19 protein-coding genes and 1 pseudogene are annotated in these 23,078 nt (G+C 61.5%); 10 read left to right on the top strand and 10 right to left on the bottom strand.

Going from position 1 to position 23,078, the window contains the following annotated elements; all coding sequences use genetic code 11:
• A pseudogene (locus ACJ8HN_RS21095) lies at positions 1 to 64 on the top strand (transketolase-like TK C-terminal-containing protein); the annotation flags it as partial.
• A 69-nt stretch (positions 65 to 133) separates the two neighbouring features.
• On the opposite strand, the gene brnQ reads toward ACJ8HN_RS21095, so the two are convergent.
• The 3 genes from brnQ to ACJ8HN_RS21110 form a co-directional block, all read right to left on the bottom strand.
• Positions 134 to 1,456: a branched-chain amino acid transport system II carrier protein gene (brnQ, locus tag ACJ8HN_RS21100; RefSeq protein ID WP_049194828.1), complete on the bottom strand. Its 1,323-nt coding sequence runs from the start codon at positions 1,454 to 1,456 to the stop codon at positions 134 to 136.
• Positions 1,457 to 1,669: 213 nt separating this feature from the next.
• Positions 1,670 to 2,551 carry a 2OG-Fe dioxygenase family protein gene (locus ACJ8HN_RS21105; protein WP_442523907.1) on the bottom strand — a complete coding sequence of 294 codons (882 nt, stop codon included), beginning with the start codon at positions 2,549 to 2,551 and terminating at the stop codon, positions 1,670 to 1,672.
• A 30-nt stretch (positions 2,552 to 2,581) separates the two neighbouring features.
• Positions 2,582 to 2,914 (bottom strand): tRNA-binding protein, encoded by a 333-nt coding sequence (locus ACJ8HN_RS21110; RefSeq protein WP_197823633.1) that lies wholly within the window; start codon positions 2,912 to 2,914, stop codon positions 2,582 to 2,584.
• A gap of 291 nt (positions 2,915 to 3,205) precedes the next feature.
• Here ACJ8HN_RS21110 and ACJ8HN_RS21115 point away from each other — a divergent pair, with 291 nt between their 5' ends.
• From ACJ8HN_RS21115 to ACJ8HN_RS21130, 4 genes are all read left to right on the top strand, one after another.
• Positions 3,206 to 4,123 carry a DMT family transporter gene (locus tag ACJ8HN_RS21115; protein ID WP_033635885.1) on the top strand — a complete coding sequence of 306 codons (918 nt, stop codon included), beginning with the start codon at positions 3,206 to 3,208 and terminating at the stop codon, positions 4,121 to 4,123.
• A 166-nt stretch (positions 4,124 to 4,289) separates the two neighbouring features.
• The gene (locus ACJ8HN_RS21120; protein ID WP_342180948.1) at positions 4,290 to 5,378 is read left to right on the top strand and encodes an ABC transporter substrate-binding protein; all 1,089 of its coding nucleotides are present in this window, start codon (positions 4,290 to 4,292) and stop codon (positions 5,376 to 5,378) included.
• Between the two features lie 78 nt (positions 5,379 to 5,456).
• Positions 5,457 to 7,226, top strand: a complete 1,770-nt coding sequence (locus ACJ8HN_RS21125; protein WP_033635883.1) for an ABC transporter permease — start codon at positions 5,457 to 5,459, stop codon at positions 7,224 to 7,226.
• Complete coding sequence (locus ACJ8HN_RS21130; protein ID WP_060428919.1) at positions 7,219 to 8,289, top strand: ABC transporter ATP-binding protein; 1,071 nt, start codon at positions 7,219 to 7,221, stop codon at positions 8,287 to 8,289. The genes ACJ8HN_RS21125 and ACJ8HN_RS21130 overlap by 8 nt, the downstream gene beginning before the upstream one ends.
• Positions 8,290 to 8,319: 30 nt before the next feature.
• On the opposite strand, the gene ACJ8HN_RS21135 is transcribed toward ACJ8HN_RS21130, so the two are convergent.
• From ACJ8HN_RS21135 to ACJ8HN_RS21155, 5 genes are all read right to left on the bottom strand, one after another.
• Positions 8,320 to 9,285 carry a PDR/VanB family oxidoreductase gene (locus ACJ8HN_RS21135; RefSeq protein WP_060428917.1) on the bottom strand — a complete coding sequence of 322 codons (966 nt, stop codon included), beginning with the start codon at positions 9,283 to 9,285 and terminating at the stop codon, positions 8,320 to 8,322.
• A gap of 41 nt (positions 9,286 to 9,326) precedes the next feature.
• Entirely contained in the window at positions 9,327 to 10,775 is a 1,449-nt protein-coding gene (locus tag ACJ8HN_RS21140; RefSeq protein WP_103830255.1) for an NAD-dependent succinate-semialdehyde dehydrogenase, read from the bottom strand.
• Positions 10,776 to 10,822: 47 nt separating this feature from the next.
• Complete coding sequence (locus tag ACJ8HN_RS21145) at positions 10,823 to 11,947, bottom strand: aromatic ring-hydroxylating oxygenase subunit alpha (protein ID WP_033635879.1); 1,125 nt, start codon at positions 11,945 to 11,947, stop codon at positions 10,823 to 10,825.
• A gap of 26 nt (positions 11,948 to 11,973) precedes the next feature.
• Entirely contained in the window at positions 11,974 to 13,584 is a 1,611-nt protein-coding gene (locus ACJ8HN_RS21150) for a BCCT family transporter (RefSeq protein ID WP_033654034.1), read from the bottom strand.
• Between the two features lie 364 nt (positions 13,585 to 13,948).
• Complete coding sequence (locus tag ACJ8HN_RS21155; protein ID WP_033652189.1) at positions 13,949 to 15,034, bottom strand: tartrate dehydrogenase; 1,086 nt, start codon at positions 15,032 to 15,034, stop codon at positions 13,949 to 13,951.
• A gap of 82 nt (positions 15,035 to 15,116) precedes the next feature.
• Between ACJ8HN_RS21155 and ACJ8HN_RS21160 the strand changes: the two genes are divergently transcribed.
• The 4 genes from ACJ8HN_RS21160 (at position 15,117) to fbaA (ending at position 19,835) form a co-directional block, all read left to right on the top strand.
• Positions 15,117 to 16,076: a LysR family transcriptional regulator gene (locus tag ACJ8HN_RS21160; protein ID WP_269454184.1), complete on the top strand. Its 960-nt coding sequence runs from the start codon at positions 15,117 to 15,119 to the stop codon at positions 16,074 to 16,076.
• A 312-nt stretch (positions 16,077 to 16,388) separates the two neighbouring features.
• Positions 16,389 to 17,405, top strand: coding sequence for an erythrose-4-phosphate dehydrogenase (gene epd, locus ACJ8HN_RS21165; protein ID WP_004931582.1), 1,017 nt, complete (start codon positions 16,389 to 16,391; stop codon positions 17,403 to 17,405).
• Positions 17,406 to 17,475: 70 nt separating this feature from the next.
• Complete coding sequence (gene pgk, locus ACJ8HN_RS21170; RefSeq protein WP_025160206.1) at positions 17,476 to 18,639, top strand: phosphoglycerate kinase; 1,164 nt, start codon at positions 17,476 to 17,478, stop codon at positions 18,637 to 18,639.
• 116 nt (positions 18,640 to 18,755) lie between these two features.
• Entirely contained in the window at positions 18,756 to 19,835 is a 1,080-nt protein-coding gene (gene fbaA / locus ACJ8HN_RS21175; RefSeq protein ID WP_025304179.1) for a class II fructose-bisphosphate aldolase, read from the top strand.
• 56 nt (positions 19,836 to 19,891) lie between these two features.
• Here the strand turns inward: fbaA and ACJ8HN_RS21180 are convergent, their stop codons facing one another.
• Positions 19,892 to 20,560 carry a DUF1345 domain-containing protein gene (locus ACJ8HN_RS21180; RefSeq protein ID WP_172905337.1) on the bottom strand — a complete coding sequence of 223 codons (669 nt, stop codon included), beginning with the start codon at positions 20,558 to 20,560 and terminating at the stop codon, positions 19,892 to 19,894.
• A 205-nt stretch (positions 20,561 to 20,765) separates the two neighbouring features.
• Between ACJ8HN_RS21180 and mscS the strand changes: the two genes are divergently transcribed.
• Positions 20,766 to 21,632 carry a small-conductance mechanosensitive channel MscS gene (gene mscS, locus ACJ8HN_RS21185; RefSeq protein ID WP_033635871.1) on the top strand — a complete coding sequence of 289 codons (867 nt, stop codon included), beginning with the start codon at positions 20,766 to 20,768 and terminating at the stop codon, positions 21,630 to 21,632.
• Between the two features lie 82 nt (positions 21,633 to 21,714).
• Here mscS and ACJ8HN_RS21190 read toward each other — a convergent pair whose 3' ends face one another.
• The gene (locus tag ACJ8HN_RS21190; protein ID WP_060452492.1) at positions 21,715 to 23,064 is read right to left on the bottom strand and encodes an MFS transporter; all 1,350 of its coding nucleotides are present in this window, start codon (positions 23,062 to 23,064) and stop codon (positions 21,715 to 21,717) included.
• Positions 23,065 to 23,078 lie beyond the last annotated feature (14 nt).

Here is a 23,078-nt window from a genome sequence, read left to right on the forward strand (position 1 = left end):
GTTCGCCGAGTTCGGCTTCACCGTGGACAACGTGGTGGCCAAGGCGCAGGCGCTGCTGAAGTAAGCGGCCTGGCGCCAGCCAATAAGAAAGCCGGTCATCGTGACCGGCTTTTTTTATGGGCGTGACCCGCGGTTACGACGCGGCGTTGGCGCTTTCGACGCTGCGCAACCGGTCGTAAGCCGCCGCCAGCAACAGCACCAGCAGCGTAGGCTGCAGCCAGACCAGACCCTGTTCGGCCAGCGGCAGCTTATCGAACCAGGCGGGCAGCAGGCCGCTGAAGCTGGAGGCCTTCAGGCCGTCGGCGAGGCCGAACACCAGGCTGGTGGCGATCACCGGCGCGAAAACGCGCTTGGCGCTGCGCCAGCGGTTCTGGCTGAAGCTGAGCAACACCAGCGCGATGCAGGGCGGGTAGATCGCCGTCAGCACCGGCAGCGAGACGCGGATCAGATTGGCCAGCCCCATGTTGGAGACCAGCATGGCGAAGAGGGCGAGGATAACCACCAGCGCGCGGTAAGAGAGCGGCAGGTAGCGGGAGAAGAAGTCCGCGCAGGCGCAGGTCATGCCGACCGCCGTCACCAGGCAGGCGATGAACATCAGCACCGCCATAAAGATGCTGCCCAGATCGCCGAAGGTGTGCTGCACATAGGCGTGCAGGATCGCCGCGCCATCCTGAGCGCCACTCTCGACCAGGCCGCCGCTGCCGGCGCCGAGCTTGAACATGCAGATATAGACCAGCGTCAGGCCGACGCCGGCGATCAGGCTGGCCCACAGGGTGTAGCGCAGCAGCAGGCCGCTGTCGCTGACGCCGCGCGAGCGGGCGGCGGTAACGATAATCGAGCCGAACATCAGCGCCGACAGCGTGTCCATGGTTTGATACCCCTGCACGAAGCCGGTGGAAAACGCCGCTGCCTGATAGCTGCCGACGGCGGAGACCGGTTCACCGGCGGGCCAAACCAGGGCGGCGATGCCGAGCGCGGCCAGCGCCAGAATTTTTAGCGGCGCCAGAATATGGCCGACGTTATCGAGCAAGCGGCCGGGATACAGCGACACGATCATCGCCAGGGTAAAGAACAGCAGGCTGTAGATGAACTGCGGCAGGGCGCCGTCGCCGGTGAAGGGCGCGATGCCGAGGGCGAAAGAGACATTGGCGGTTCGCGGCGTGGCGAACAGCGGGCCGAGCGCCAGATAGCAGACGGTCGCCAACAGCAGGCCGGCGGTGCGGCCGATGGGGCCGGTCAGCAGGCTGATGCTGCCGCCGACGCGCGCCAGCGCGATCACGGCGATCACCGGCAGGGCGACGGCGGTCACCATAAACCCGAGGGCGGCCGGCCACAGATGTTCGCCGGACTGCAGCCCCACCAGTGGCGGGAAAATGATGTTGCCGGCGCCGACAAACAGGGCGAAGGTCATAAAGCCCAGGGCGATAATGTCTTTCGGGGATAAATTCTTGGTCATAACGGTATGGCACTGCCTGTATTCATGAAATAAACGGCCTGGCTGCGGATGGAGAACCGCAGAAGGGCAGGCGCAGGGGGCCGCGAGCGCCCGCAAAATTTTCGTCCGGCAGGATATAATAATTCGGCGACAAAAACCTGATTAATCCAGCGCTGTTTATCCTGGCGTGAACCGGCCGCACAGAGGGATCATGGCGGCCGGCCCGGCAGGGCTTTAGCTTGCGTGCGCCACCATGTCTATCGACAGCGGGATTTCGATATGCGGTTTGAAAGAGTCATAGGCGAAAGAGACATGGCCGTCTTCGACCGGTTTGCGGGTGAAAAAGATCAGCATATCGCGGGTCGAATGCCGGCGTTTGTCCTGCGCTTCCACCGGTGAGAGGCTGTGTTTGCGTTCATGATCGACAATCAGCAGGGTATCGAGGAAATGCCGATGCTGTATTTCGCCCAAAATCCATTCCGGCCGGGCCCGATCGAATTTGATCCCGCTGGTTTCGCGCATATCGTGAATAAAGGTCTTGGCGCTGTCGTCGGTCATGTTGTCGCAGCCAAGGAAGGTCGTCATGGTGTGGTCGACACCGTCGCTGTGCACGCCTTCCAGCGCCGGTTCGCCCAGCATCTGCGGCGTGGTGACGGTGCGCAGGTTGAACACCGTGCAGACGAACTTGTTGATCTCCTGATTAAGCCGGGGGCGCGGCGTCACGCTCACGCCATCGATCACGTAGGCTTTGAATTTCATCAGCGCCTGAAATGCCGTATTCAACTGCAGATCGTCGTTGATGCCACGGAAGTGGCGCACCTTCCCCGAATCGTAGCGGACGAAGTCTTCCTCGACCGAGAGCACGAAAGGCTGGAACTCCAGCCGCTCAATCCGGGCGCGATCGAAGTCGAAACAGAAGCGGCCGTTTCTGGACTTGCGGAAAGGCAGCGTGGGATCGTCCGCCAAATTGTCGCTGACCTGCTGCAGCTTGGCGAAATCTTCCGGCCGCGCGCCCAGCGCCAGCAGGATCGCTTGCATGGTGGCGCCGGGGATAAAGGCTGAACGGTGTTGCTGGTACGCCTTCTTAACTTCATCAAGCAGGGATAACTGTCGCATTTCTCGGTGGCCTCACGAATGATATGGCGATTATAAAATCTTGCTGCCGATCTCCACGTCGAAATCGGGTTTCAGCAAGACGGTGCCTTGATCCCGGGTGACCGCGGCAAGTACCAGCACTTCGGATTTAAATCCGGCAATCCGCCTGGCGGGGAAATTAACGACGGAGATGACTTTTCTGCCGAGCAGATCATCTTCCTGATAGTTTTCGCATAATTGCGCCGAGCTGTTTTTAATGCCAATGTCTTCGCCGAAATCAATGCGCAGCTTATAGGCGGGCTTTAACGCCTTGTCGTTATATTCCACGGAAATAATTTCGCCAATACGCATATCCAGTTTCATAAAATCAGTGATTTCGGCCATGAGTCAGTCCAGTTAATTAAGTGGCTTCAGGAAGGCTAGCAAAGGGGAATTATTCCGACAATGTCGCCAGGAGGGGAATGGTTATACCGGATGTAGCAATTAATTTACAATTTCGTAACGCAAGGGGATTAATTATAAGCTTGGTGAATTATATAAGGTTGAAAAGTTATTATTTCCCGCCATAGTGTTCAGCACGCTGTTTTGCTGCCGGCGTCGGTGCTGTTAAGCCGGTGTTAAATTGGTTAGTATGCTCCGCATTAATTCATCAACCGCATTTTTTCAGGTAGTGATATGGAAATAACCCAGCGCGAAAAACGCGATCGGCGAAAGGCATTTATCGCGCCGTTTTTCCTGATATTAATTTGGTCGACCGGTTTTATTGCCGCGCGGGCGGTGGCGGATCATGCCGATCCCAACCTTTTCCTGACCTTTCGCTTTTTGATCGCCGCTGCGGTATTCGCCCTGCTGGCATTGCATTGCGCCTGGCCCAAGGGGCGGCAGTTCGTGATGCACCTGCTGACCGGCATGCTGATGAATGGCGTTTATCTCGCTGCAAGCTGGTGGGCGGTGGCGAACGGCCTGGCGGCCGGGGTGATGTCGCTGATCGGCGGATTGCAGCCGCTGTTCACCGCGCTGATTTTCGCGCTGGTGCTGCGCAAATCGATAGGGTTGCGCTCCTGGGCCGGGCTGGCGGTCGGTTTTATCGGCGTTGCGCTGGTGCTCTCTCCCCGGCTGACCGGCATCGACGTCGGCAATATGGCGCTGTTGCCGATCCTGATGGGGTTTGGCAGCATCGTTGCGCTGACGATCGGCATCATGGTGCAGAAGTCTTCGCTGGCGGCGGCCGATCTGCGGGCGGCGGGCGCCATTCAGCACCTCGGCGCCGCGATCGTGACCGGCGTGTTGGCGGCCGTGATGGGCTCCGGCGCCTGGGACAATTCGCCGACGCTGTGGTTCTCGCTGCTGTGGTCGGCCGGCGTGTTGTCGCTGGGCGGCACCGCGCTGTTCATTTGGATGGTGCGCCACGGCGATTTGACCCGCATTACCGCGCTGATGCTGCTGGTGCCGCCGGCGGCGGCGCTGCAGGCTTACGCGCTGTTTGGCGAGGCGCTGTCGCTGGTGCAGTTGGCGGGGTTTGCCCTGACCCTGCTGGGGGTCGCCATCGTACAGCGAATTCGCCTGCTGCGGCGCTCTCGCCTGGCCGAATAGTCTGCAACAGAAAGTGCCGTAAAGCCCGCGCTGCCGGGCTTTTTTGTTGGCTAAAAAACGCCCAGCCTCACAAAACCGAAAGATAACAAAGCAACGCCGTTGCCTCGTTGCAGTTATTAACTATATGTTAATTTTTGGTTTATTAAATGTGATAAGGGGATGGATGATGATGAAAAAAATCAGCGCGACCGTAGCTGCAATCACCTTACTGGGCTCCGTTTCCGCCTATGCGGCCTTCCCGGCGGGCTACCCCGTCGACTATCAGAAATGGGTCGACGGCGCGAAGAAAGAAGGCAAGGTGGTGATTTACTCGACCACCGACACCAAGGCGGCGGCGCCGCTGATCCAGGGGTTCGAGGCGTTGTACCCGGGCATCAAGGTGGAATACAACGACATGAACAGCACCGAACTCTATAACCGCTTCATCAGCGAGCAGGCGGCCGGCGGCACCAGCGGCGACGTGGTGTGGAGCTCGTCGATGGACACCATTTTGAAACTGGCGGGCGATTACGCGCAGGAGTATGCCTCCCCTGAACAGGCCCAACTGCCGAAATGGGCGGTATGGCAAGATAAAGTGTATGGCACCACCTATGAGCCGGTGGTGTTTATCTATAACAAACGCCTGATCCCGCAAGGCGATGTGCCGGATTCGCACGCGGCGCTGGCCAAGCTGATCGCCGGCCAGACGGACAAATTCAAGAAGAAAGTCACCACGTACGACATCGAAAAATCCGGCGTCGGCTTCATGCTGTCGGTACAGGACTTCAAGGCCGATCCCAACTACTTCAAAACGCTGGCCGACGTGGCCAAGGGCGGGCTGGCGGTGCAATCCTCCACCGGCACCATGATGGAACGCGTCTCCTCCGGTGAAAACCTGATCGGCTTCAATATCCTCGGTTCGTACGCCGAGGCCCGCGCCAAAAGCGACCCGTCGCTCGGCATCGTCTATCCGAAAGACTATACCCTGGTGCTGTCGCGCGTGAGCTTCATCAGCAAAGAGGCCGGCAACCCTAACGCCGCCAAGCTGTGGTTCGACTACGTGCTGTCGGAGAAAGGGCAAAGTATTCTCGCCAATCAGGCGGATATCCCCTCGATCCGCAACGACATCGAAGGCAAGAACGACATCGACGGCATGACCAAGCTGTTGGGTAACGCGCTCAAGCCGATCCCGGTCGACGACAGCCTGCTGGAATATCTGCAGCCGGCCAAACGCCTCGACTACATCAAACAGTGGCGCGCCGCCGCGGCGAAATAACAGGGACTGCATTCGGACGTGCGCCTGCCTTAGAGGCGCGCGCCCTTTGGTCGTCGTTTACAACCATAGGGAGCATTTATGCAAGCATGGCGCAGAAAGTGGCAGAGCCTGCCGCGCGGCCTGGTGGTGTTGATAACCGCGCTGGTTATCTATGTCCCCCTGTCGTTTATCATCATTCAAAGCTTCCTCTCGGCACCGTTTTTCTCTCCCTCCAAGGTCTTCAGCCTGGAGGCCTTCGAGTTCATCTTTACCGATCCTGATTTCTACAAGGCGCTGAAGAGCGGCTTTATTCTGGCATTCGGCCTGGTGATCATCGCCATCCCCCTCGGCGGCATTTTGGCTTTCCTGATGGTGCGCACCGATCTGCCGGGGCGGCGGATCATCGAGCCGCTGATTCTGGTGCCGATCTTCGTGTCGCCGATGGTGCTGGGCTTCGGCTACGTGGTGGCGGCGGGGCCGGTGGGCTTCTTCTCGCTGTGGGCGCAGGCGCTGCTGGGCTTCGTGCCGTGGAATATCTATTCGATGGCCAGCATCGTGGTGATAGCCGGATTGACGCACGTGCCCCACGCGTATCTGTACATCTCCTCGGCGCTGCGCAGCGTGGGCTCCGACGTTGAAGAAGCGGCGCGCACCGCCGGCGCCACGCCGCTGCAGGTGATGACCGCCGTCAGCCTGCCGATGGTGCGGCCGTCTATCCTGTACGCCGGGGTGCTGCTGTTCTTCCTCGGGCTGGAAGTGTTCGGCCTGATGCTGGTGCTGGGGGATCCGGAGGGCAACCTGGTGCTGGCGACCTACCTGTACCAGTTGACCAACAAGCTGGGCACGCCGTCTTACCACCTGATGGCGGCGGTGGCGGTGGTGCTGATCTGCATCACCATTCCGCTGGTGATGCTGCAGCGCCGGCTGATGCGCACCGCCAACCGCTTCGTTACCGTCAAGGGCAAAGCCTCGCAGGCTCGCGCGCTGCCGCTGGGCAAATGGCGCTGGGTGGCCGGCGCGGTGGTGGTGTTCTGGCTGACCGTGACCATCGGCGTGCCGCTGATAGGCGTGGTGCTGCGCGCCTTTATCTCCAACTGGGGCGTGGGCGTGTCTGTTTGGGACGAGCTGTCGATCAACACCTTCCGCACCATCTGGGCGCAGCCCAACCTGCTGCGCGCCATCGTCAACTCAATGGCGATTGGGGTGATTGGCGGGGCGCTGGCGGTGGCGTGCTACCTGTTCATCGGCATTGCCATGCACCGCAAGCCGGATGGCGCCACGCGCTTCCTCGATTACAGCGTGCTGGTGCCGCGCGCGGTGCCGGGGCTGCTGGCCGGTCTGGCATTCCTGTGGGTGTTTCTGTTCCTGCCGATGTGGCTGGACAAATCGCTCAAGGAGGGCTGGCTGTCGGCGCTGCCGATGGCCGAGTGGCTGCGTGCTAACTGGATCGTCTGGCTGCGTTCGCTGCGCAGCACCATCTTCAGCGTCTGGCTGGCGTACACCGTGGTGTGGATGGCTTACGGCCTGCGGCTGATCTCCTCGACGCTGCTGCAGGTGGGGCCGGAGTTGGAGGAGGCGGCGCGCAGCGCCGGCGCCAGCCGCGGTCAGATCACCCGCCACGTCACCATTCCGCTGTCGCGCTACGGCCTGATCGGCTCCTGGCTGCTGATGTTCCTGATTTTTGAGCGCGAATACTCCACCGGGGTGTATCTGCTGTCTCCTGGCACGGAAACCATCGGCTCGATGCTGGTTTCCCTGTGGGCCGCGGGCGCTATCGATATCGTCGCCGCGCTGTCGTTCATCAATATCCTGCTGGTGGTGCTGGGGTTAGGGATCGCCTTGCGCTTTGGAGTGAAATTACATGATTGAACTTTCGGTAGAGAATCTGCATTTGACCTATGGCGACAACCCGGTGCTGAAAGGGGTGTCGATGGACCTGAAACGGGGCGAAGTGGTCTCGCTGCTGGGCCCGTCGGGCAGCGGCAAAACCACGCTGCTGCGGGCGGTGGCCGGGCTGGAGAAACCGAGCCAAGGGCGGATCGTCATCGGCAATAACGCGGTGTACAACGGCAGCGCACGCAGCGAAATTCCCGCCGAAGAGCGCAATCTGGGGCTGGTGTTTCAGTCCTACGCGCTGTGGCCGCATAAAACGGTGTTTGAGAACGTCGCTTACCCGCTGAAGCTGCGTAAGATCGCCTCGGCGGAAATCACCCAGCGGGTGCAGGCGGTGCTGGAACAGCTCGGGTTGGGGCATCTGGCCAAGCGCCATCCGCACCAGCTTTCCGGCGGCCAGCAGCAGCGCGTGGCGATCGGACGGGCGCTGGTCTACAACCCGCCGGTGATCCTGCTGGACGAGCCGCTGTCCAACCTTGACGCCAAGCTGCGCGAAGAGGCGCGGGTATTCCTGCGCGAATTGATCATCAAGCTTGGCCTGTCGGCGCTGATGGTGACTCACGATCAGAACGAGGCGATGGCCATCTCCGATCGCATCCTGCTGCTCAATAACGGCAAAATCGAGCAGCAGGGCACGCCGCAGGAGATGTACGGGTCGCCCACCACGCTGTTCACCGCCGAGTTCATGGGCAGCAACAACCGCTTGCCGGGCAAGATCGTCGCGCTGGAAGGCGACCGGGCGCGCATCGAAGGCAAGGATTGGGCGCTGTGGGGCAAAGCGGGCGAAGGCGTGCAGGTTGGCCAGGAGGGCTCGGCGGTGATCCGTGTGGAGCGCGTGCGGTTGGGCGAAGATCCGCAGGGCAACCAGCTTGAGCTGCCGCTGCTGACCAGCATGTATCTCGGCGATCGCTGGGAATACCTGTTCCGCACCGTGGCCGAGGATTTCGTGGTGCGCGCCTATGGCCACGAAGCGCGCGATCGGGCGCTGTGCCGGCTCTCCCTGCCGGCCGAGCATCTGTGGATATTCCCGAAAGCCTAATCAGGACGCCCGCAGGCGCGGGCGCTCCGTTTACAGATCCAGCACCAGCCTGCTGCCTTTGGCGCGCGAGCAGCAGATCAACAGGGTTTGCTGCGCCGCACGCTCTTCGTCGCTGAGATACTGATCGCGGTGATCGGCTTCCCCCTCGACGATGCGGGTTTCGCAGGTGCCGCAAATGCCTTCGCGGCACAGGCACTCGACCCTGGCCGCCTTGCTGTTTTCCAGCGCCTGCAGGATGGTCATGTCTTCCGCCACTTCAAGCTCAATGCCCGAGCGGGCCAGCACCAGCGTAAAGGCGCCGCCCGCCGTGTCTTCGGCGGCGAAGGCTTCGCTGTGCAAGCGAGCGGCGTCGATGCCCAGTTCGGCGGCGGTCCGGTAAACCGCTTCGTTCAGCGCCGCCGGGCCGCAGACGTAGATATGGGCACCGGGCTCCACGTCGGCCAGCGTGCGCGCTAGATCCAACCGGCCGTTAAGACTGGAGACATGGCAACTGACGTTGTCGGTGAACGGCGCTTGCGTCAGCTGCTGCTGGAAGGCGTTGTGTTCCTCGCTGTGGAAGCAGTAGTGCAGATGATAGCGTTGCCCGCTGCGCTGCAGCTCGTGCAGATGGGCCATAAACGGCGTGATGCCGATGCCGCCGGCGATCAGCACGTGATGCTGCACCTCGGGCGCCAGCGCGAACAGGTTATTGGGGGTGCTGATGGTCAGCGTATCGCCGATCGCCAGCCGATCGTGCATGAAGTCGGAACCGCCTTTGGAAGGGGACTCACGGCGCACGGCGATCTGGTAACGGTCGAGCTCGAACGGTGAGCTCAGCAGCGAATAGGCATTGCTGTAACGCTGCTCGCCGTCCTGCATTTGCACGATGATGTGGCTGCCGCCGCTGAAGGCGGGCAGCGGCCGGCCCTGCGGATCCGCCAGGGTAAAGCGCTTGACCTGCGCGGTGACGGGTTCGATGTCGACGACGCGAACATCAAGCATCTGATAGCTGGTCATTTATTGGCTCCAAAGCGCGGGCGTCCCCGCGCATGAAAAAGTTATACCGCCTGGCACAGGTATTTGAGCTCCAGATAGTCTTCGATGCCGTATTCGGAGCCTTCACGCCCCAGGCCCGACTGCTTCACCCCGCCGAACGGGGCTACCTCGTTGGAGATAAGGCCGGTATTGATGCCGACCATGCCGTACTCCAGCCGCTCCGAAACGCGCCAGATGCGCGCCGCATCGCGGGTGTAGAAGTAGGCGGCCAAGCCGTAGATGGTGTCGTTGGCCTGGCGGATCGCCTCGGCTTCGTCATCGAACACCACCAGCGGCGCGACCGGGCCGAAGATCTCTTCTTCCAGCAGCAGCGAGCCGGGCTGCACGTCGCCCAGCACCGTCGGCGTGAAGAAATTGCCGCCCAGCGCGTGCGGCGTGGCGCCGGTCAGCACCCGAGCGCCTTTGCTCAGCGCATCATCGAGCAGCTCCAGCACCTTGTCGCGCGCCTTGCGGTTGATCAGCGGGCCGATCTGTACGCCGGGTTCGAAGCCGTTGCCGACCTGCAGTGCCGCCACCCGGGCGACAAACTTCTCGGCGAACTGTGGGTAAACGCCGCGCTGCACGTAGAACCGATTGACGCAAACGCAGGTCTGCCCGGCGTTGCGGTATTTGGCGATCAGCGCGCCTTCCACCGCGGCATCGATGTCCGCGTCGTCAAACACGATGAACGGCGCGTTGCCGCCGAGCTCCAGCGACACTTTCTTGATGGTGTCCGCGCTCTGGCGCATCAGCAGCCTGCCCACCGGCGTGGAGCCGGTAAAGCTCAGCTTGCGTACCTGCGGGTGGCGGGTCAGCTCGGCGCCGATTGCCTGCGAGTTGCCGGTCACCACGTTGAACACCCCGGCGGGAATGCCGGCGCGTTCGGCCAGCTCGGCCATCGCCAGCGCCGAGTAAGGGGTTTCGTTAGCGGGTTTGACCACCAGCGTGCAGCCGGCCGCCAGCGCCGGCGCAGCCTTGCGGGTGATCATCGCCGCCGGGAAGTTCCAGGGGGTGATCGCCGCGCACACGCCAATGCCCTGCTTCAGCACCATCAGGCGTTTATCGCCGCTCGGCGAGGGAATGATGTCGCCATTGGTGCGCTTGGCCTGTTCGGCGAACCATTCGATAAAGGAGGCGGCGTAGCGGATCTCGCCCAGCGACTCCGCCAGCGGCTTACCTTGCTCCAGCGTCATCAGGCTGGCCAGATCCTGCTGGTGTTCCAGCATCAGTTCGAACCAGCGGCGCAGCAGCTGCGCGCGCTGTTGTGCCGGCAGCGCGCGCCAGCCTTCCAGCGCCTGCTGGGCGGCGTCGATCGCCCGTTGGGTTTCGGCCGTCGCCATGTTGGGCACGCTGCCGATGAGTTGGCCGGTGGCGGGATCGCTCACCGGCAGGGTTTCCTGGTTGTCGGCATCGCGCCATTGCCCGTTGATGTAGGCCTGTTGGCGGAATAGCGCCCGATCGGAAATATTCACAAAGAACCTCACAAGTCAGGGGGAGGGGGCCCGTGGGCCCCGTCGCATCAGGGTTGATAAACCTGCGCCAGCAGGTTGTGGAAGTGGGCGATGCCGTGCTCGCTGACGCCGCTGCCGGCGCCGTCGGCCATGATGCGCCCCTGGCCGCGATAGCCGCGCGATTTGAGGCCTTTTTGCACGCTCTCCACCAGCCGCAGATCTTCCGGGCGGAACACGTCGCGGTACCAGTCGATCAGTTTGAGCTGTTCGTCGCTCAAATCGGCGTTGGTGAAGTAAATGTCGTAGTGCTGCAGGGTGGTTTCCGCATCGACCGGGAACTCATAGATCACCGTCATCATGCCTTCCAGCGGCGGCATGTTGAACATGGTACACGGCCACAGCCAGATGCCGTGGAAGCTGGCTTCTTTACCCTCTTCAAACTTGAACGACTGCTCGGAAGGGCGGGCGTAGCCGAACTGCAGCGTCCAGTTGCCGTGCAGGGTGTGCCAGTAGCGGTCGACCTGCACCGAGTCGGCGAAGCCGGGGTGCGCCGGGCCGCAGTGGTAGCACTCGAGGTAGTTGTCGACGATGTTCTTCCAGTTGGCCGGAGTGCGGGTGACGAAACGCGCCGCCAGCTTGAGATCGTCGACCTGCGGGCAGGCTTCGCGCACTTTGGCGCCGAGGCCCGGCAGCTGGTCTTCCACCGTGCCGGCCTGCGAGTCCAGATTGACGTAAATAAACCCGGCGTACTCTTCGACCCGCACCGGCATCAGGTGCGAGTTTTCCTTATCGAAGTTCTGCACGTTTTCGCAGTTGCGCGCGTGCGCCAGTTCGCCGTCCAGCTTGAACGCCCAGGCGTGATAAGGGCAGGTGATGACGTTTTTCGCCCGGCCGTCGCCCGCCAGCAGCTGGTGGCCGCGGTGCGGGCAGACGTTGTAAAAGGCGCGCAGCACGTTGTCGCGGCCGCGCACCACCAGAATGTTTTCACCGATGATCTCGCGGGTGATGTAGTCGTTCGGTTCGGCGAGCTCGCTGCGGTGCGCCACGCAGATCCAGCTGGTGGCGAACACCTGCTCTTTTTCGTGCTCGAACGCCGCCTGGTGGGTATAGAACCGGGCCGGAATGGTGTAAGCCTCGCGGGCGTCGGCGCAGAAATCTTTCGGTAAGGTAAATTCAGGGATCAGAGTGCTCATAAGTTAACCTTCCTCTTTTCTTATTGTCATTTCGCCATAGGGCGCGGTTGATACGACGATGGAGCGGAGAGTTCGGCGGCCGGCGGCGCTTCGGGCAGCGCCGGCGCGCTGCTTTCGATCAGGTGCGCCGGGATGGCCGCGTAGTCCTGTTTCAGCCAGCGGGTGAAGCCGTAGGTTTTCACCAGCAGCACCAGCAGGAACGGCAGCGCGGTCAGGATCACCGTGGTTTTCATGGTGTCCAGCGAGGCGCCGGTGAACAGGATCGATAGCGGGATCAGGGTGATCACCACGCACCAGAACAGGCGCAGCATCGGGCTGGGATCTTGCCCCTCCTGCAGGTTGCGGGTGCTGGTGGCGGCCATGGTGTAGGCCACCGCGTCCATGTGCGAGGCCAGGAAAATGATCATGATGAACAGATAGGCGGCCAGGAACAGCTTGCCGAGCGGCAGCGCCGTCAGCAGCATTTGCACGGCGGTTTCGCCGCCCTGGGTGCTGAGGATCTCCGGCACGTTGAGCTGCCCGCTGATGAACTGGTGCATGGCGTAGCTTTCCAGCGAACCGAAGAAGAACCAGCAACCGAGGGTGCTGCCGAGCAGCAGCGCCCAGATCACCTCTTTAATCTTGCGGCCGCGCGAGACGCGGGTGACGAACATCGCCACGCCCGGGGTGTAAGAGATCCACCACAGCCAGTAGAACACCGTCCAGCTGCGGCTGAAGCTGCCGTCGCCCATCGGATCGGTGAACAGGCTCATCTGCAGGAAGTTTTGCGCCGTCAGGCCGATGGCGTTGATGGTGTTGTTGATGGTGAACTCGGTGGGGCCGACCAGCAGCACCAGCCCGGCGAAGGCGAATGCGCCCCAGCCGACCATTTTGCTCAGGCGCTGCATGCCGCCGTCGATGCCGATGTAGGAGCTGAGGCAGAAGATCACCGCCGCCAGCAGGATCACCGTCGCCTGCACCGCGAAATTGTCGGGGATGCCGGTCAGCGCCGTCAGCCCGCGGGTAAAGGTGGAGGCGGTCAGCACCAGCGAAATGGTGAGGGCGCCGACGGTGGCGACCAGGAAAATCAGATCCACCATCCGCCCGATCGGGCCGTTGGCGCGCACGCCGGTGATGGCGGAAATGATCCCCGACAGGCTGAGCCCTTTGTTCTTACGCACGTGGAAGTGGTAGGCCATGATCAGCGAGGCGAGGGCGTAGGTCGCCCAGGCGCTCAGGCCCCAGTGGAAGAAGGAGTAACTGATGCTGTATTCCAGCGCCTTCGGGGTGCGCGGCGCGATGTTCAGCCCCGGCGTCTGGTAGTAATACGCCCATTCCATCACCCCCCAATACAGGGTGGACGAGCCCAGGCCGGCGCAGATGAACATGAACAGCCAGGCCAGCGTGGAGTATTGCGGTTTGCCTTCGCCGAGGCGGATGTTGCCGTATTTGCTCAACGCCAGATACAGCACCACCAGCAGGGCGATCAGCACCAGGATTTGAATGGTTGAACCGAACAGCCGGGTGACGCCGTTGAAAATGGTGTTGGCGATAAGCGCGGATTGAGCCGGAAAGAGCATCAGGCAAATGGCGATCAGCGCAATGCTGCACAGGCTGATGGCGATGAGCGTGACATCCTTTTTAGGGTTGCTCTGCATGGGAGTGAACTCCTGTTATCGGTGGTGGGCCGGTGCGCGAAGCGTAGGGTGCGCCCGGGCCTTATTGGTTTGAACCCTTTGTTTTGTTACACCGCGAGGAGTAAACGCCCCGGCAGAACGCCGCCGAGAATATTTACTCTTCATTAACATTTTCGAGTGTGCACAAATTACAGGAGGGCCACAATTGGGGCATCTGTAAAAGGATAAAACACAGTATGTAAACAATTTGTTGTGATCTTGGCCGGGGTATTGGCGTGCTTTCTGCGGTGGTTTTCAGCGGATTTGCGGCGGCGATCGAAGCGGAAAAACGGACGTGGCAAAGCAGGGCGCGAAAGGGCGCCCTGCGCAGGAAAACCGGCGATGCTTAGCGTTGCAGCAGGGCGGCGATCGCCTGGCCAACTTGCTGGGTGGAGGCATCGCCACGCATGTCCGGCGTGCGCGGCCCGTCGGCGATGATGCGCTCGATCGCCTGCAGGATGCCGTCGTGCGCCTGGCGGTAACGGGCATCGCCGTCGCCGAGGAAGTCCAGCATCATCGCGCCGCTCCAGATCATGGCGATCGGGTTGGCGATGTTCTTGCCGAAAATGTCCGGCGCCGAGCCGTGCACCGGTTCGAACAGCGACGGGAAGTTGCGCTCCGGATTCAGGTTGGCCGACGGCGCAATGCCGATGGTGCCGGTGCAGGCCGGGCCGAGATCCGACAAAATATCGCCGAACAGGTTGGAGGCCACCACCACGTCGAAGCGTTCGGGGTTCAGCACGAAGCGCGCGCACAGAATATCGATGTGCTGTTTGTCCCAGGCGATGTCGGGGTACTGGCGCGCCATTTCCGCCACGCGCTCGTCCCAGTACGGCATGCTGATGGCCATGCCGTTGGACTTGGTGGCGGCGGTCAGGCGTTTGCGCGGGCGCTGCTGCGCCAGCTCAAAGGCGTACTTCAGGATGCGGTCCACGCCCTGGCGGGTGAAGACTGATTCCTGGATCACCATTTCGCGCTCGGTGCCTTCGAACATCCGCCCGCCGAGCGAGGAGTATTCCCCTTCGGTATTTTCGCGCACCACGTAGAAATCGATGTCGCCCGGCTGCTTGTTTGCCAGCGGGCAGGGCACGCCGGGAAACAGCCGCACCGGGCGCAGGTTGACGTACTGCTCGAAGTCGCGGCGGAATTTCAGCAGCGAACCCCACAGCGAAATGTGATCGGGCACCGTATCCGGCCAGCCGACGGCGCCGAAATAGATGGCGTCGAAGCCCTTGAGCTGCTCAAACCAATCGTCCGGCATCATCTGGCCGTGGTGCTGGTAGTAGTCGCAGCTGGCCCACTCGAAGGTGGCGAACTCCAGCGACAGATCCCAGCGCGCCGCCGCCGCCTGCAATACCCGTATGCCTTCCGGCAACACTTCCCGCCCGATACCGTCCCCGGGGATAGCGGCAATCTTGTAAGTTTTGCTCATACAGAGGTCTCATTTGTAGGTAGGGGAGATTGACAACACTCTTATCCTATAATTGACTAACTGTTAATCAATCTCGAAAACGGTGAAACATAAAACACGAATCATGAACAATATGCCGATCCTGAGTGACCTGCGGGTGTTCGTGCTAGTGGCACGCCGCGCCGGGTTTGCCGCCGCCGCCGAAGAGCTGGGCGTGTCGCCGGCCTTTATCAGCAAACGCATCGCGTTGCTGGAGAAGGCGCTGGACGTGTCGCTGCTGCACCGCACCACACGGCGGGTGGCGATCACCGAGGACGGCGAGCGCATCTACGAATGGGCGCAGCGCATTCTCAATGATGTCGATCAGATGATGGACGAGCTGTCTGAGGTACGTCAGGCGCCGCAGGGCATGCTGCGCGTGGTCAGCAGCTTCGGCTTCGGCCGACGCTTCGTGGCCCCGGCGCTGTCGGCGCTGGCGCGGGAGTATCCGCAGCTGGAGTTGCGGCTCGACGTGTCCGATCGGTTGGTGGATCTGGTCAGCGAAGGGTTCGATCTGGATATCCGCATCGGCGACGATATCGCCCCCAATTTGATCGCGCGCAAGCTGGCGGACAACCAGCGCATCCTGTGCGCTTCGCCGGCGTATCTGCAGCGCCACGGCGTGCCGAAAAGCGTGGCGGAGCTGGCGGGCCGCACCTGCCTGGTGATCAAGGAGCGCGATCACCCGTTCGGGCTGTGGCGGCTGCAGGGGCCGGGCGGCGAAGAGACGGTGAAGGTGACGGGGGCGCTGGCGTCGAACCACGGCGAAATCGTGCATCAGTGGTGCCTGGACGGGCAGGGCGTCGCGCTGCGTTCCGCCTGGGACGTGAAAGAGAACATCGACAGCGGCCGGTTGGTGCACATCCTGCCGGAGTATTATCAGCCGGCCAACATCTGGGCGGTGTACGTTTCCCGGCTGGCAACGTCGGCGAAAGTGCGGGTGACGGTCGAATTTTTGCGCGACTATTTCCGCGAGCACTACGGCGAAACGGGGCCGGCGAGTGAAAATCCGCCGCGGCCTTGAGGCCAAAAATGTGCGCCAGATCATCTTATGCTCGTAAAACTCCTCTCCGTTACTTGTGGAACTGTTGCACCTGTTCCTTTTGCCAAAACTTTGGTTTATGCTCAGCTGAAGCGTTTCAGTTGAAGCACTCTTCGACAGAAATGCCGATGTGACGGCGGCGAAAAGCCGCTGAAGCGCGGGAATAATGCAAACGCGGCGATTCACAGCGGGCGGTGCGATCCACTACTCTATGCGGGTTAGTGAGACAACCAGTCAGCGCCGGCCCGGCGCCGGTGAGTCAGCCCGGCGGGACGGCCCTTTTTCAGGAGCAGCATGACCATCCGCATAGCGATAAACGGCTTTGGCCGCATCGGCCGCAGCGTATTGCGCGCACTGTACGAATCGGGACGACGGGCGGAAATCTCCGTGGTGGCGATCAACGAGTTGGCGAACGCCGAGGGCATGGCTCATCTGCTGAAGTACGATTCCAGCCACGGCCGCTTCGCCTGGGATGTGCGGCAAGAGTGCGACACGCTGAGCGTCGGGGACGACGCGATTCGCCTGTTGCATCAGCCGGCGGTGGAGCAGTTGCCCTGGGGCGAGCTGGGCGTCGACGTGGTGCTGGACTGCAGCGGCGTGTACGGCAGCCGGGCGGATGGCGAAGCCCATCTGGCGGCGGGGGCGAAGAAAGTGCTGTTCGCCCATCCGGGCGGCAACGATCTGGACGCCACCATCGTGTTCGGCGTCAACCATCAGACGCTGCTGGCGGAACATCGCATCGTGTCCAACGCCTCGTGCACCACCAACTGCATTATTCCGGTGATCAAGCTGCTGGACGACGCCTACAGCATCGAATCCGGCACAGTGACCACCATTCACTCGGCGATGAACGATCAGCCGGTGATCGACGCGTATCACGCGGATTTGCGGCGCACCCGCGCGGCGAGCCAGTCGATCATTCCGGTCGACACCAAGCTGGCCGCGGGCATCACCCGTATCTTCCCGCAGTTTTGCGATCGCTTCGAGGCGATCTCGGTGCGCGTGCCGACCATCAACGTGACGGCTATCGATCTCAGCGTCAGCGTGAGCGCCGCGGTGAAGGTGGCGGAGGTCAACCAGCTGTTGCAAAAGGCCGCACGGGAATCATTTCGTGGTATAGTTGACTACACGGAATTACCATTGGTCTCGATCGATTTTAACCATGACCCGCACAGCGCTATCGTCGACGGTACGCAGACCCGGGTCAGCGGGCAGCACCTGATAAAGACCTTGGTCTGGTGCGACAATGAATGGGGCTTTGCCAATCGGATGTTGGATACAACACGGGCAATGGCCGCCAGCGGTTTCTAGTACGGCGGCGCCGGCGTGATTGGCGCGCTGCTCAGGCAATTTTATAGAGATTCAATAAAGAGGGTTCACCATGTCTGTAATTAAGATGACCGATCTGGATCTGGCGGGTAAACGCGTACTGATCCGCTCCGATCTGAACGTGCCGGTAAAAGACGGTAAAGTGACTTCCGACGCGCGTATCCGCGCTTCCCTGCCGACTATCGAAGCTGCGCTGAAGCAAGGCGCCCGCGTGATGGTAACCTCCCACCTGGGTCGTCCTACCGAAGGCGAGTACAACGAAGAATTCTCCCTGCTGCCTGTGGTCAACTACCTGAAAGATCACCTGAAATCCCCAGTGCGTCTGGCGAAGGATTATCTGGATGGCGTCGACGTCGCCGAAGGCGAACTGGTGGTGCTGGAAAACGTCCGTTTCAACAAGGGCGAGAAGAAAGACGACGAAACCCTGTCCAAGAAATACGCGGCGCTGTGCGACGTGTACGTGATGGACGCGTTCGGTACCGCGCACCGCGCGCAGGCTTCCACCCACGGCGTGGGCAAGTTCGCGCCTGTCGCCTGTGCCGGCCCGCTGCTGTCCGCCGAGCTGGAAGCGCTGGGCAAGGCCCTGGGCAACCCGGCCCGTCCGATGGTCGCCATCGTGGGCGGTTCTAAAGTCTCCACCAAACTGACCGTGCTGGATTCCCTGTCCAAAATCGCCGATCAGCTGATCGTCGGCGGCGGCATCGCCAACACCTTCGTGGCGGCGCAGGGCAACAACGTGGGCCAGTCCCTGTACGAACCTGACCTGATCCCGAACGCGCAGAAACTGCTGGAAACCTGCGACATCCCGGTTCCGACCGACGTGCGCGTCGCGACCGAGTTCTCCGAAACCGCGACCGCGACCGTGAAGCAGGCCAACGAGATCCAGGACAACGAGCAAATTCTGGATATGGGCGACGTCTCTGCCGAGCGTCTGGCCGTTATCCTGAAGAACGCCAAGACCATTCTGTGGAATGGCCCGGTTGGCGTATTCGAGTTCCCTAACTTCCGTAAGGGCACCGAAATTGTCGCCCGCGCGATCGCCGATAGCGACGCTTTCTCTATCGCTGGCGGCGGCGACACTCTGGCAGCCATCGATCTGTTCGGTATCGCTGACAAAATTTCCTACATCTCCACCGGCGGTGGCGCATTCCTGGAATTCGTTGAAGGGAAACCGCTGCCTGCAGTCGTGATGCTGGAAGAGCGCGCTAAGCAGTAATTCAGACAACGGGAGGCGAAAGCCGCCCGTTTGTTTTATACCGCGCGGCTCACGCTGCGCGGCGTGAAAACATCGATTTACATCCATCTACGGCCGACGAAACAGGACAAAGTAACATGTCTAAAATTTTTGATTTCGTAAAACCGGGTGTCATCACGGGTGATGACGTTCAGAAAGTCTTCGCAGTTGCTAAAGAGAACAACTTTGCGCTGCCAGCGGTAAACTGCGTGGGTACCGACTCCATTAACGCAGTGCTGGAAGCCGCGGCTAAAGTGCGCGCGCCGGTCATCGTTCAGTTCTCCAACGGCGGCGCCGCGTTCATCGCCGGCAAAGGCGTGAAGACCGATGTGCCTCAGGGCGCAGCGATTCTGGGCGCCATCTCCGGCGCACACCACGTTCACCAGATGGCTGAACACTACGGCGTGCCGGTGATCCTGCACACCGACCACTGCGCGAAGAAACTGCTGCCATGGCTGGACGGCCTGCTGGACGCCGGCGAGAAGCACTTCGCCGCTACCGGCAAACCGCTGTTCTCTTCTCACATGATCGATCTGTCTGAAGAGTCTCTGGAAGAAAACATCGAGATCTGCAGCGCCTACCTGAAGCGCATGGCCAAAATCGGCATGACGCTGGAAATCGAACTGGGCTGCACCGGCGGTGAAGAAGATGGCGTGGACAACAGCCATATGGACGCTTCCGCACTGTACACCCAGCCGGAAGACGTGGCTTACGCGTACGAAAAACTGAACGCCATCAGCCCGCGCTTCACCATCGCTGCCTCCTTCGGTAACGTGCACGGCGTGTACAAGCCAGGCAACGTCAAGCTGACCCCGACCATCCTGCGTGATTCTCAGGACTACGTGTCCAAGAAATTCAACCTGCCGCACAACAGCCTGAACTTCGTGTTCCACGGCGGTTCCGGTTCTACCGACGCAGAGATCAAAGAGTCTGTGGGTTACGGCGTGATCAAGATGAACATCGACACCGACACCCAATGGGCGACCTGGGACGGCATCCTGCAGTACTACAAAGCGAACGAAGCTTACCTGCAGGGCCAGCTGGGCAACCCGAAAGGCGCCGATCAGCCGAACAAGAAATACTACGATCCACGCGTATGGCTGCGCGCAGCGCAGACCAGCATGGTGACGCGTCTGGAGCAGGCCTTCAAAGATCTGAACGCGGTAGACGTTCTGTAATCTTCGGCACCTGTTGCACGATGCAAAAGGCTCCCTGCGGGGAGCCTTTTTCGTTTTCAGCCCAGCAGGCCGGCGCCGACGTTGATAGACAGGCCCAGGATCAGCATGTTGAACACGAACGAAATAACCGACTGTACGAGCGCGATTTTACGCACCTCCGCGGCGCCGACCGCCACGTCGGCGGTTTGCGACGCGACCGCGATGGTGAAAGAGAAGTAGGCGAAGTCCAGATAGGTCGGCTCGGTGAGATTGCCGGGAAACAGCAGCGGCAAAGGCTCCAGCTGCGCACCCTGGCGATAAAATTGATGGGCGTAGTGCATGGTGAAGGCGGTCGGCAGCAGCAGCCAGGAGACCGCCAACGTTCCGCCGGTTAACGCCAGATGCAGGGTTTTCAGCGAGTCGCTGGCCTGTTTGGCGCTGCTCAATTCGAACAGGATCGCCAGAATGCTCACCAGACAACCGAAACTGACCAGCGCCAACACCGTGCTGGCGCTTTCATCCTGCCGCCGGGCGATCTGGCGAATGTGCTGCGGCGTGCTGACCAGCATCAGTCGCCAGAGAAACAGCAGGTAGAGCCAGGCCAGCGTATTCCAGCCGATCATCAAGCGCTGCAGCAACGAGAGCTGGGCGGGCAGCAGCAGAAAGCACAACAGCCCGGCGCCGACGGAAAACAGCAGCCTGGGCCGCACTTGCCAATAATGTTTGAGCGAAGAGCGAATGTGCATGAAGAACGGATCCCTTGTCGTGAAATGGCCAAAGCGCTGTTTTCAGCATAGAAGAAGCGGCGAGCGGTTTCGGCTATTTTTAACGCTGACGGTTGGCATGAGCCTTTAATGTTGGTTACCCTTAGGCGGTGGTTTCCGACTGGCTGCCGAGGCCAGTGTATTTTTGCGAGTTTCTCCCGTTAGGGACTGAGTTAGGACGACACGAATGAAAGATTTGAATGTAGTAGACGGCATCAACGGTGCCGGTAACTGGTTGGTGAAGAACCAGGATCTGTTGATCCAGTACGCGGTGAATATCGTCGCCGCCATCGTTATCCTGATCATCGGTTCGATCGTGGCCCGCGTGGTCGGTAATGCGCTGAACCGCGTGATGAAGCTGCGCGGCATCGACGCCACGGTGGCAGACTTCCTGGCGGCGATCGTGCGCTACGGCGTGCTGGCGTTCACCTTCATCGCCGTGCTGGGGCGTGTCGGCGTGCAGACCACCTCGGTGATCGCCGTGCTGGGCGCCGCCGGTTTGGCCGTCGGCCTGGCGCTGCAAGGCTCGCTGTCCAACTTCGCCGCCGGCGTGCTGCTGGTGATCTTCCGTCCGCTGCGCGTGGGGGAATATGTCGATCTGGGCGGCGTGGCCGGTACCGTCGATCAGGTGCAGATTTTCTCCACCACCCTGCGTACCGCAGACAACAAAACCATCGTGGTGCCGAACGGTAAAATCATCGCCGGCAACATCATCAACTATTCTCGCGAGCCGAACCGCCGCGTGGATATCGTGGTAGGCGTGGCCTACAACGCCGATATCGACGTGGTGAAGAAGGTGCTGGGCGATGTGATCGCCGCCGACAAGCGCATCATGCACGCCAAAGGCGTGACCGTGCGTCTGAACGAGATGGCGCCGTCTTCCCTGAACTTTGTCACCCGTTCCTGGACCACCAACGCGGAATACTGGAACGTGTACTTCGATCTGATGGAAAACTTCAAGCGCGCGCTGGATGCCCACAACATCGGCATTCCGTTCCCGCAGATGGACGTGCACCTGTATCGCACCGAAGACGCTTCCGCCAAGGCGGAATAACAGAGAAGGGGGCCTTGGCCCCCTTTTTGATTACAGGCCGAGACGTCTCCAAGGGCGTCTCGGCCTTTTCTTTTCCGCGAGTTCAGGCGCCGGCGACCGGCTTGGCGAGCGGCGCGCGGCGGCGCAGGCTGAGGCGATAGAGCAGGAAGATGGCGCCCGCGCCCAGCAGCGCCGGCAGCGCCAGCCAGAGGAAGAACACTTCCGCCGAGCCGGCGGCGGTCATCATCCAGGCGCCGAGCATCGAGCCGACGATCGAGCCGAAGCGGCCATTGGCCATGGCCCAGCTGACGCCGGTGACGCGGGCCGCGGTCGGATAAAGGGTGGCGGAAACCAGATTCAGGCCGTTCTGCGCGCCGGCCACGCCGAAGCCTATCAGGAACACGACGGCGGCCAGCGTGTAGACGTCGCCCATCAGATACCCGGTCGCGCCGATCACCAGCGCGGCGCCCAGGTAGGAGACGGCCAGCACGCGGTAGGGCCCGATCCGGTCCATCAGCAGCGCCATCAGGATGGCGCCCAGGGTGCCGCCGAGCGGCACCATCGCCCCGATGCGCGAGGCGTGGACGATATCGTAACCGGCGTCTTTAAGTATCGTCGGCAGCCAACTGGTGAGCAGGTAGAACACGAACAGCGAGCAGAAGAACGCCGCCCACAGCAGCAGGGTGCGCACGGCGCGTCCTTCGATAAACAGGTGCGAGATTGGCGACTTGGCCTGCGCCGGGCGCTCGTCATCGACAATGGTTATCCCCGTCCAACGTTGGCCGGTGATACGCTCGACCACCCGGCGCAGCCGATCGGCATGCCTGGCGCTGGCGGCCATAAAGCGCACCGATTCGGGCATCTGCCAGGCCAGCAGCGGCAGCAGCGCCAATGGCGCGATGCCGCCGACCAGCAGCACGCCGCGCCAGCCGAACGCCGGGATGATCTGCCCGGCCAGCAGGCCGCCCAGGGCCAGCCCGGCGGTAAAGCCGCTCCAGCTCAGGGTGACCATCAGCATGCGGCGGCGCGCCGGTGAGTACTCCGAGCTGAGGGTGATGCAGGTCGGTATCGCACCCCCGAGGCCAATGCCGGTGATGAAGCGCAACAGGGTCAGGGATTCGATCGAATGCGTATAGGCCGAAGCCAGGGTGCAGCCGCCAAACACCAGCACCGCGACGAGCAGCACGCGTTTGCGGCCGATGGCGTCGGCGATCGGCCCGAACAGCAGGCTGCCGATCAGCAGGCCGAACAACCCCGCGCCGAAGGCGGGGGAGAGCTGCGAGGGCTGCAGGCCCCACTCTTCGCGCAGTGCCGGGGCGATATAGCCGATGATGGCGGTATCGAACCCGTCCAGCAGGGCGATCAGGAAACACAGGGTGAGGATGAGGATTTGATAAGGCGAGATCCTGGCGCGATCGATAATTTCGCTGATGCGAGCGGTATCTGGGCTCATGAGGGTTCCACTGT

The organism is Serratia sp. CY29653, from assembly GCF_052169255.1.
Classification (GTDB): Bacteria; Pseudomonadota; Gammaproteobacteria; order Enterobacterales; family Enterobacteriaceae; genus Serratia; species Serratia sarumanii.

Excerpts from the sequence above, each read along its gene's own strand:
- brnQ (WP_049194828.1), bottom strand. The coding sequence starts at position 1,456 with ATGACCAAGAATTTATCCCCGAAAGACATTATCGCCCTGGGCTTTATG.
- ACJ8HN_RS21105 (WP_442523907.1), bottom strand. The coding sequence starts at position 2,551 with ATGCGACAGTTATCCCTGCTTGATGAAGTTAAGAAGGCGTACCAGCAA.
- ACJ8HN_RS21110 (WP_197823633.1), bottom strand. The coding sequence starts at position 2,914 with ATGGCCGAAATCACTGATTTTATGAAACTGGATATGCGTATTGGCGAA.
- ACJ8HN_RS21115 (WP_033635885.1), top strand. The coding sequence starts at position 3,206 with ATGGAAATAACCCAGCGCGAAAAACGCGATCGGCGAAAGGCATTTATC.
- ACJ8HN_RS21120 (WP_342180948.1), top strand. The coding sequence starts at position 4,290 with ATGATGAAAAAAATCAGCGCGACCGTAGCTGCAATCACCTTACTGGGC.
- ACJ8HN_RS21125 (WP_033635883.1), top strand. The coding sequence starts at position 5,457 with ATGCAAGCATGGCGCAGAAAGTGGCAGAGCCTGCCGCGCGGCCTGGTG.
- ACJ8HN_RS21130 (WP_060428919.1), top strand. The coding sequence starts at position 7,219 with ATGATTGAACTTTCGGTAGAGAATCTGCATTTGACCTATGGCGACAAC.
- ACJ8HN_RS21135 (WP_060428917.1), bottom strand. The coding sequence starts at position 9,285 with ATGACCAGCTATCAGATGCTTGATGTTCGCGTCGTCGACATCGAACCC.
- ACJ8HN_RS21145 (WP_033635879.1), bottom strand. The coding sequence starts at position 11,947 with ATGAGCACTCTGATCCCTGAATTTACCTTACCGAAAGATTTCTGCGCC.
- ACJ8HN_RS21150 (WP_033654034.1), bottom strand. The coding sequence starts at position 13,584 with ATGCAGAGCAACCCTAAAAAGGATGTCACGCTCATCGCCATCAGCCTG.
- ACJ8HN_RS21155 (WP_033652189.1), bottom strand. The coding sequence starts at position 15,034 with ATGAGCAAAACTTACAAGATTGCCGCTATCCCCGGGGACGGTATCGGG.
- epd (WP_004931582.1), top strand. The coding sequence starts at position 16,389 with ATGACCATCCGCATAGCGATAAACGGCTTTGGCCGCATCGGCCGCAGC.
- pgk (WP_025160206.1), top strand. The coding sequence starts at position 17,476 with ATGTCTGTAATTAAGATGACCGATCTGGATCTGGCGGGTAAACGCGTA.
- fbaA (WP_025304179.1), top strand. The coding sequence starts at position 18,756 with ATGTCTAAAATTTTTGATTTCGTAAAACCGGGTGTCATCACGGGTGAT.
- ACJ8HN_RS21180 (WP_172905337.1), bottom strand. The coding sequence starts at position 20,560 with ATGCACATTCGCTCTTCGCTCAAACATTATTGGCAAGTGCGGCCCAGG.
- mscS (WP_033635871.1), top strand. The coding sequence starts at position 20,766 with ATGAAAGATTTGAATGTAGTAGACGGCATCAACGGTGCCGGTAACTGG.
- ACJ8HN_RS21190 (WP_060452492.1), bottom strand. The coding sequence starts at position 23,064 with ATGAGCCCAGATACCGCTCGCATCAGCGAAATTATCGATCGCGCCAGG.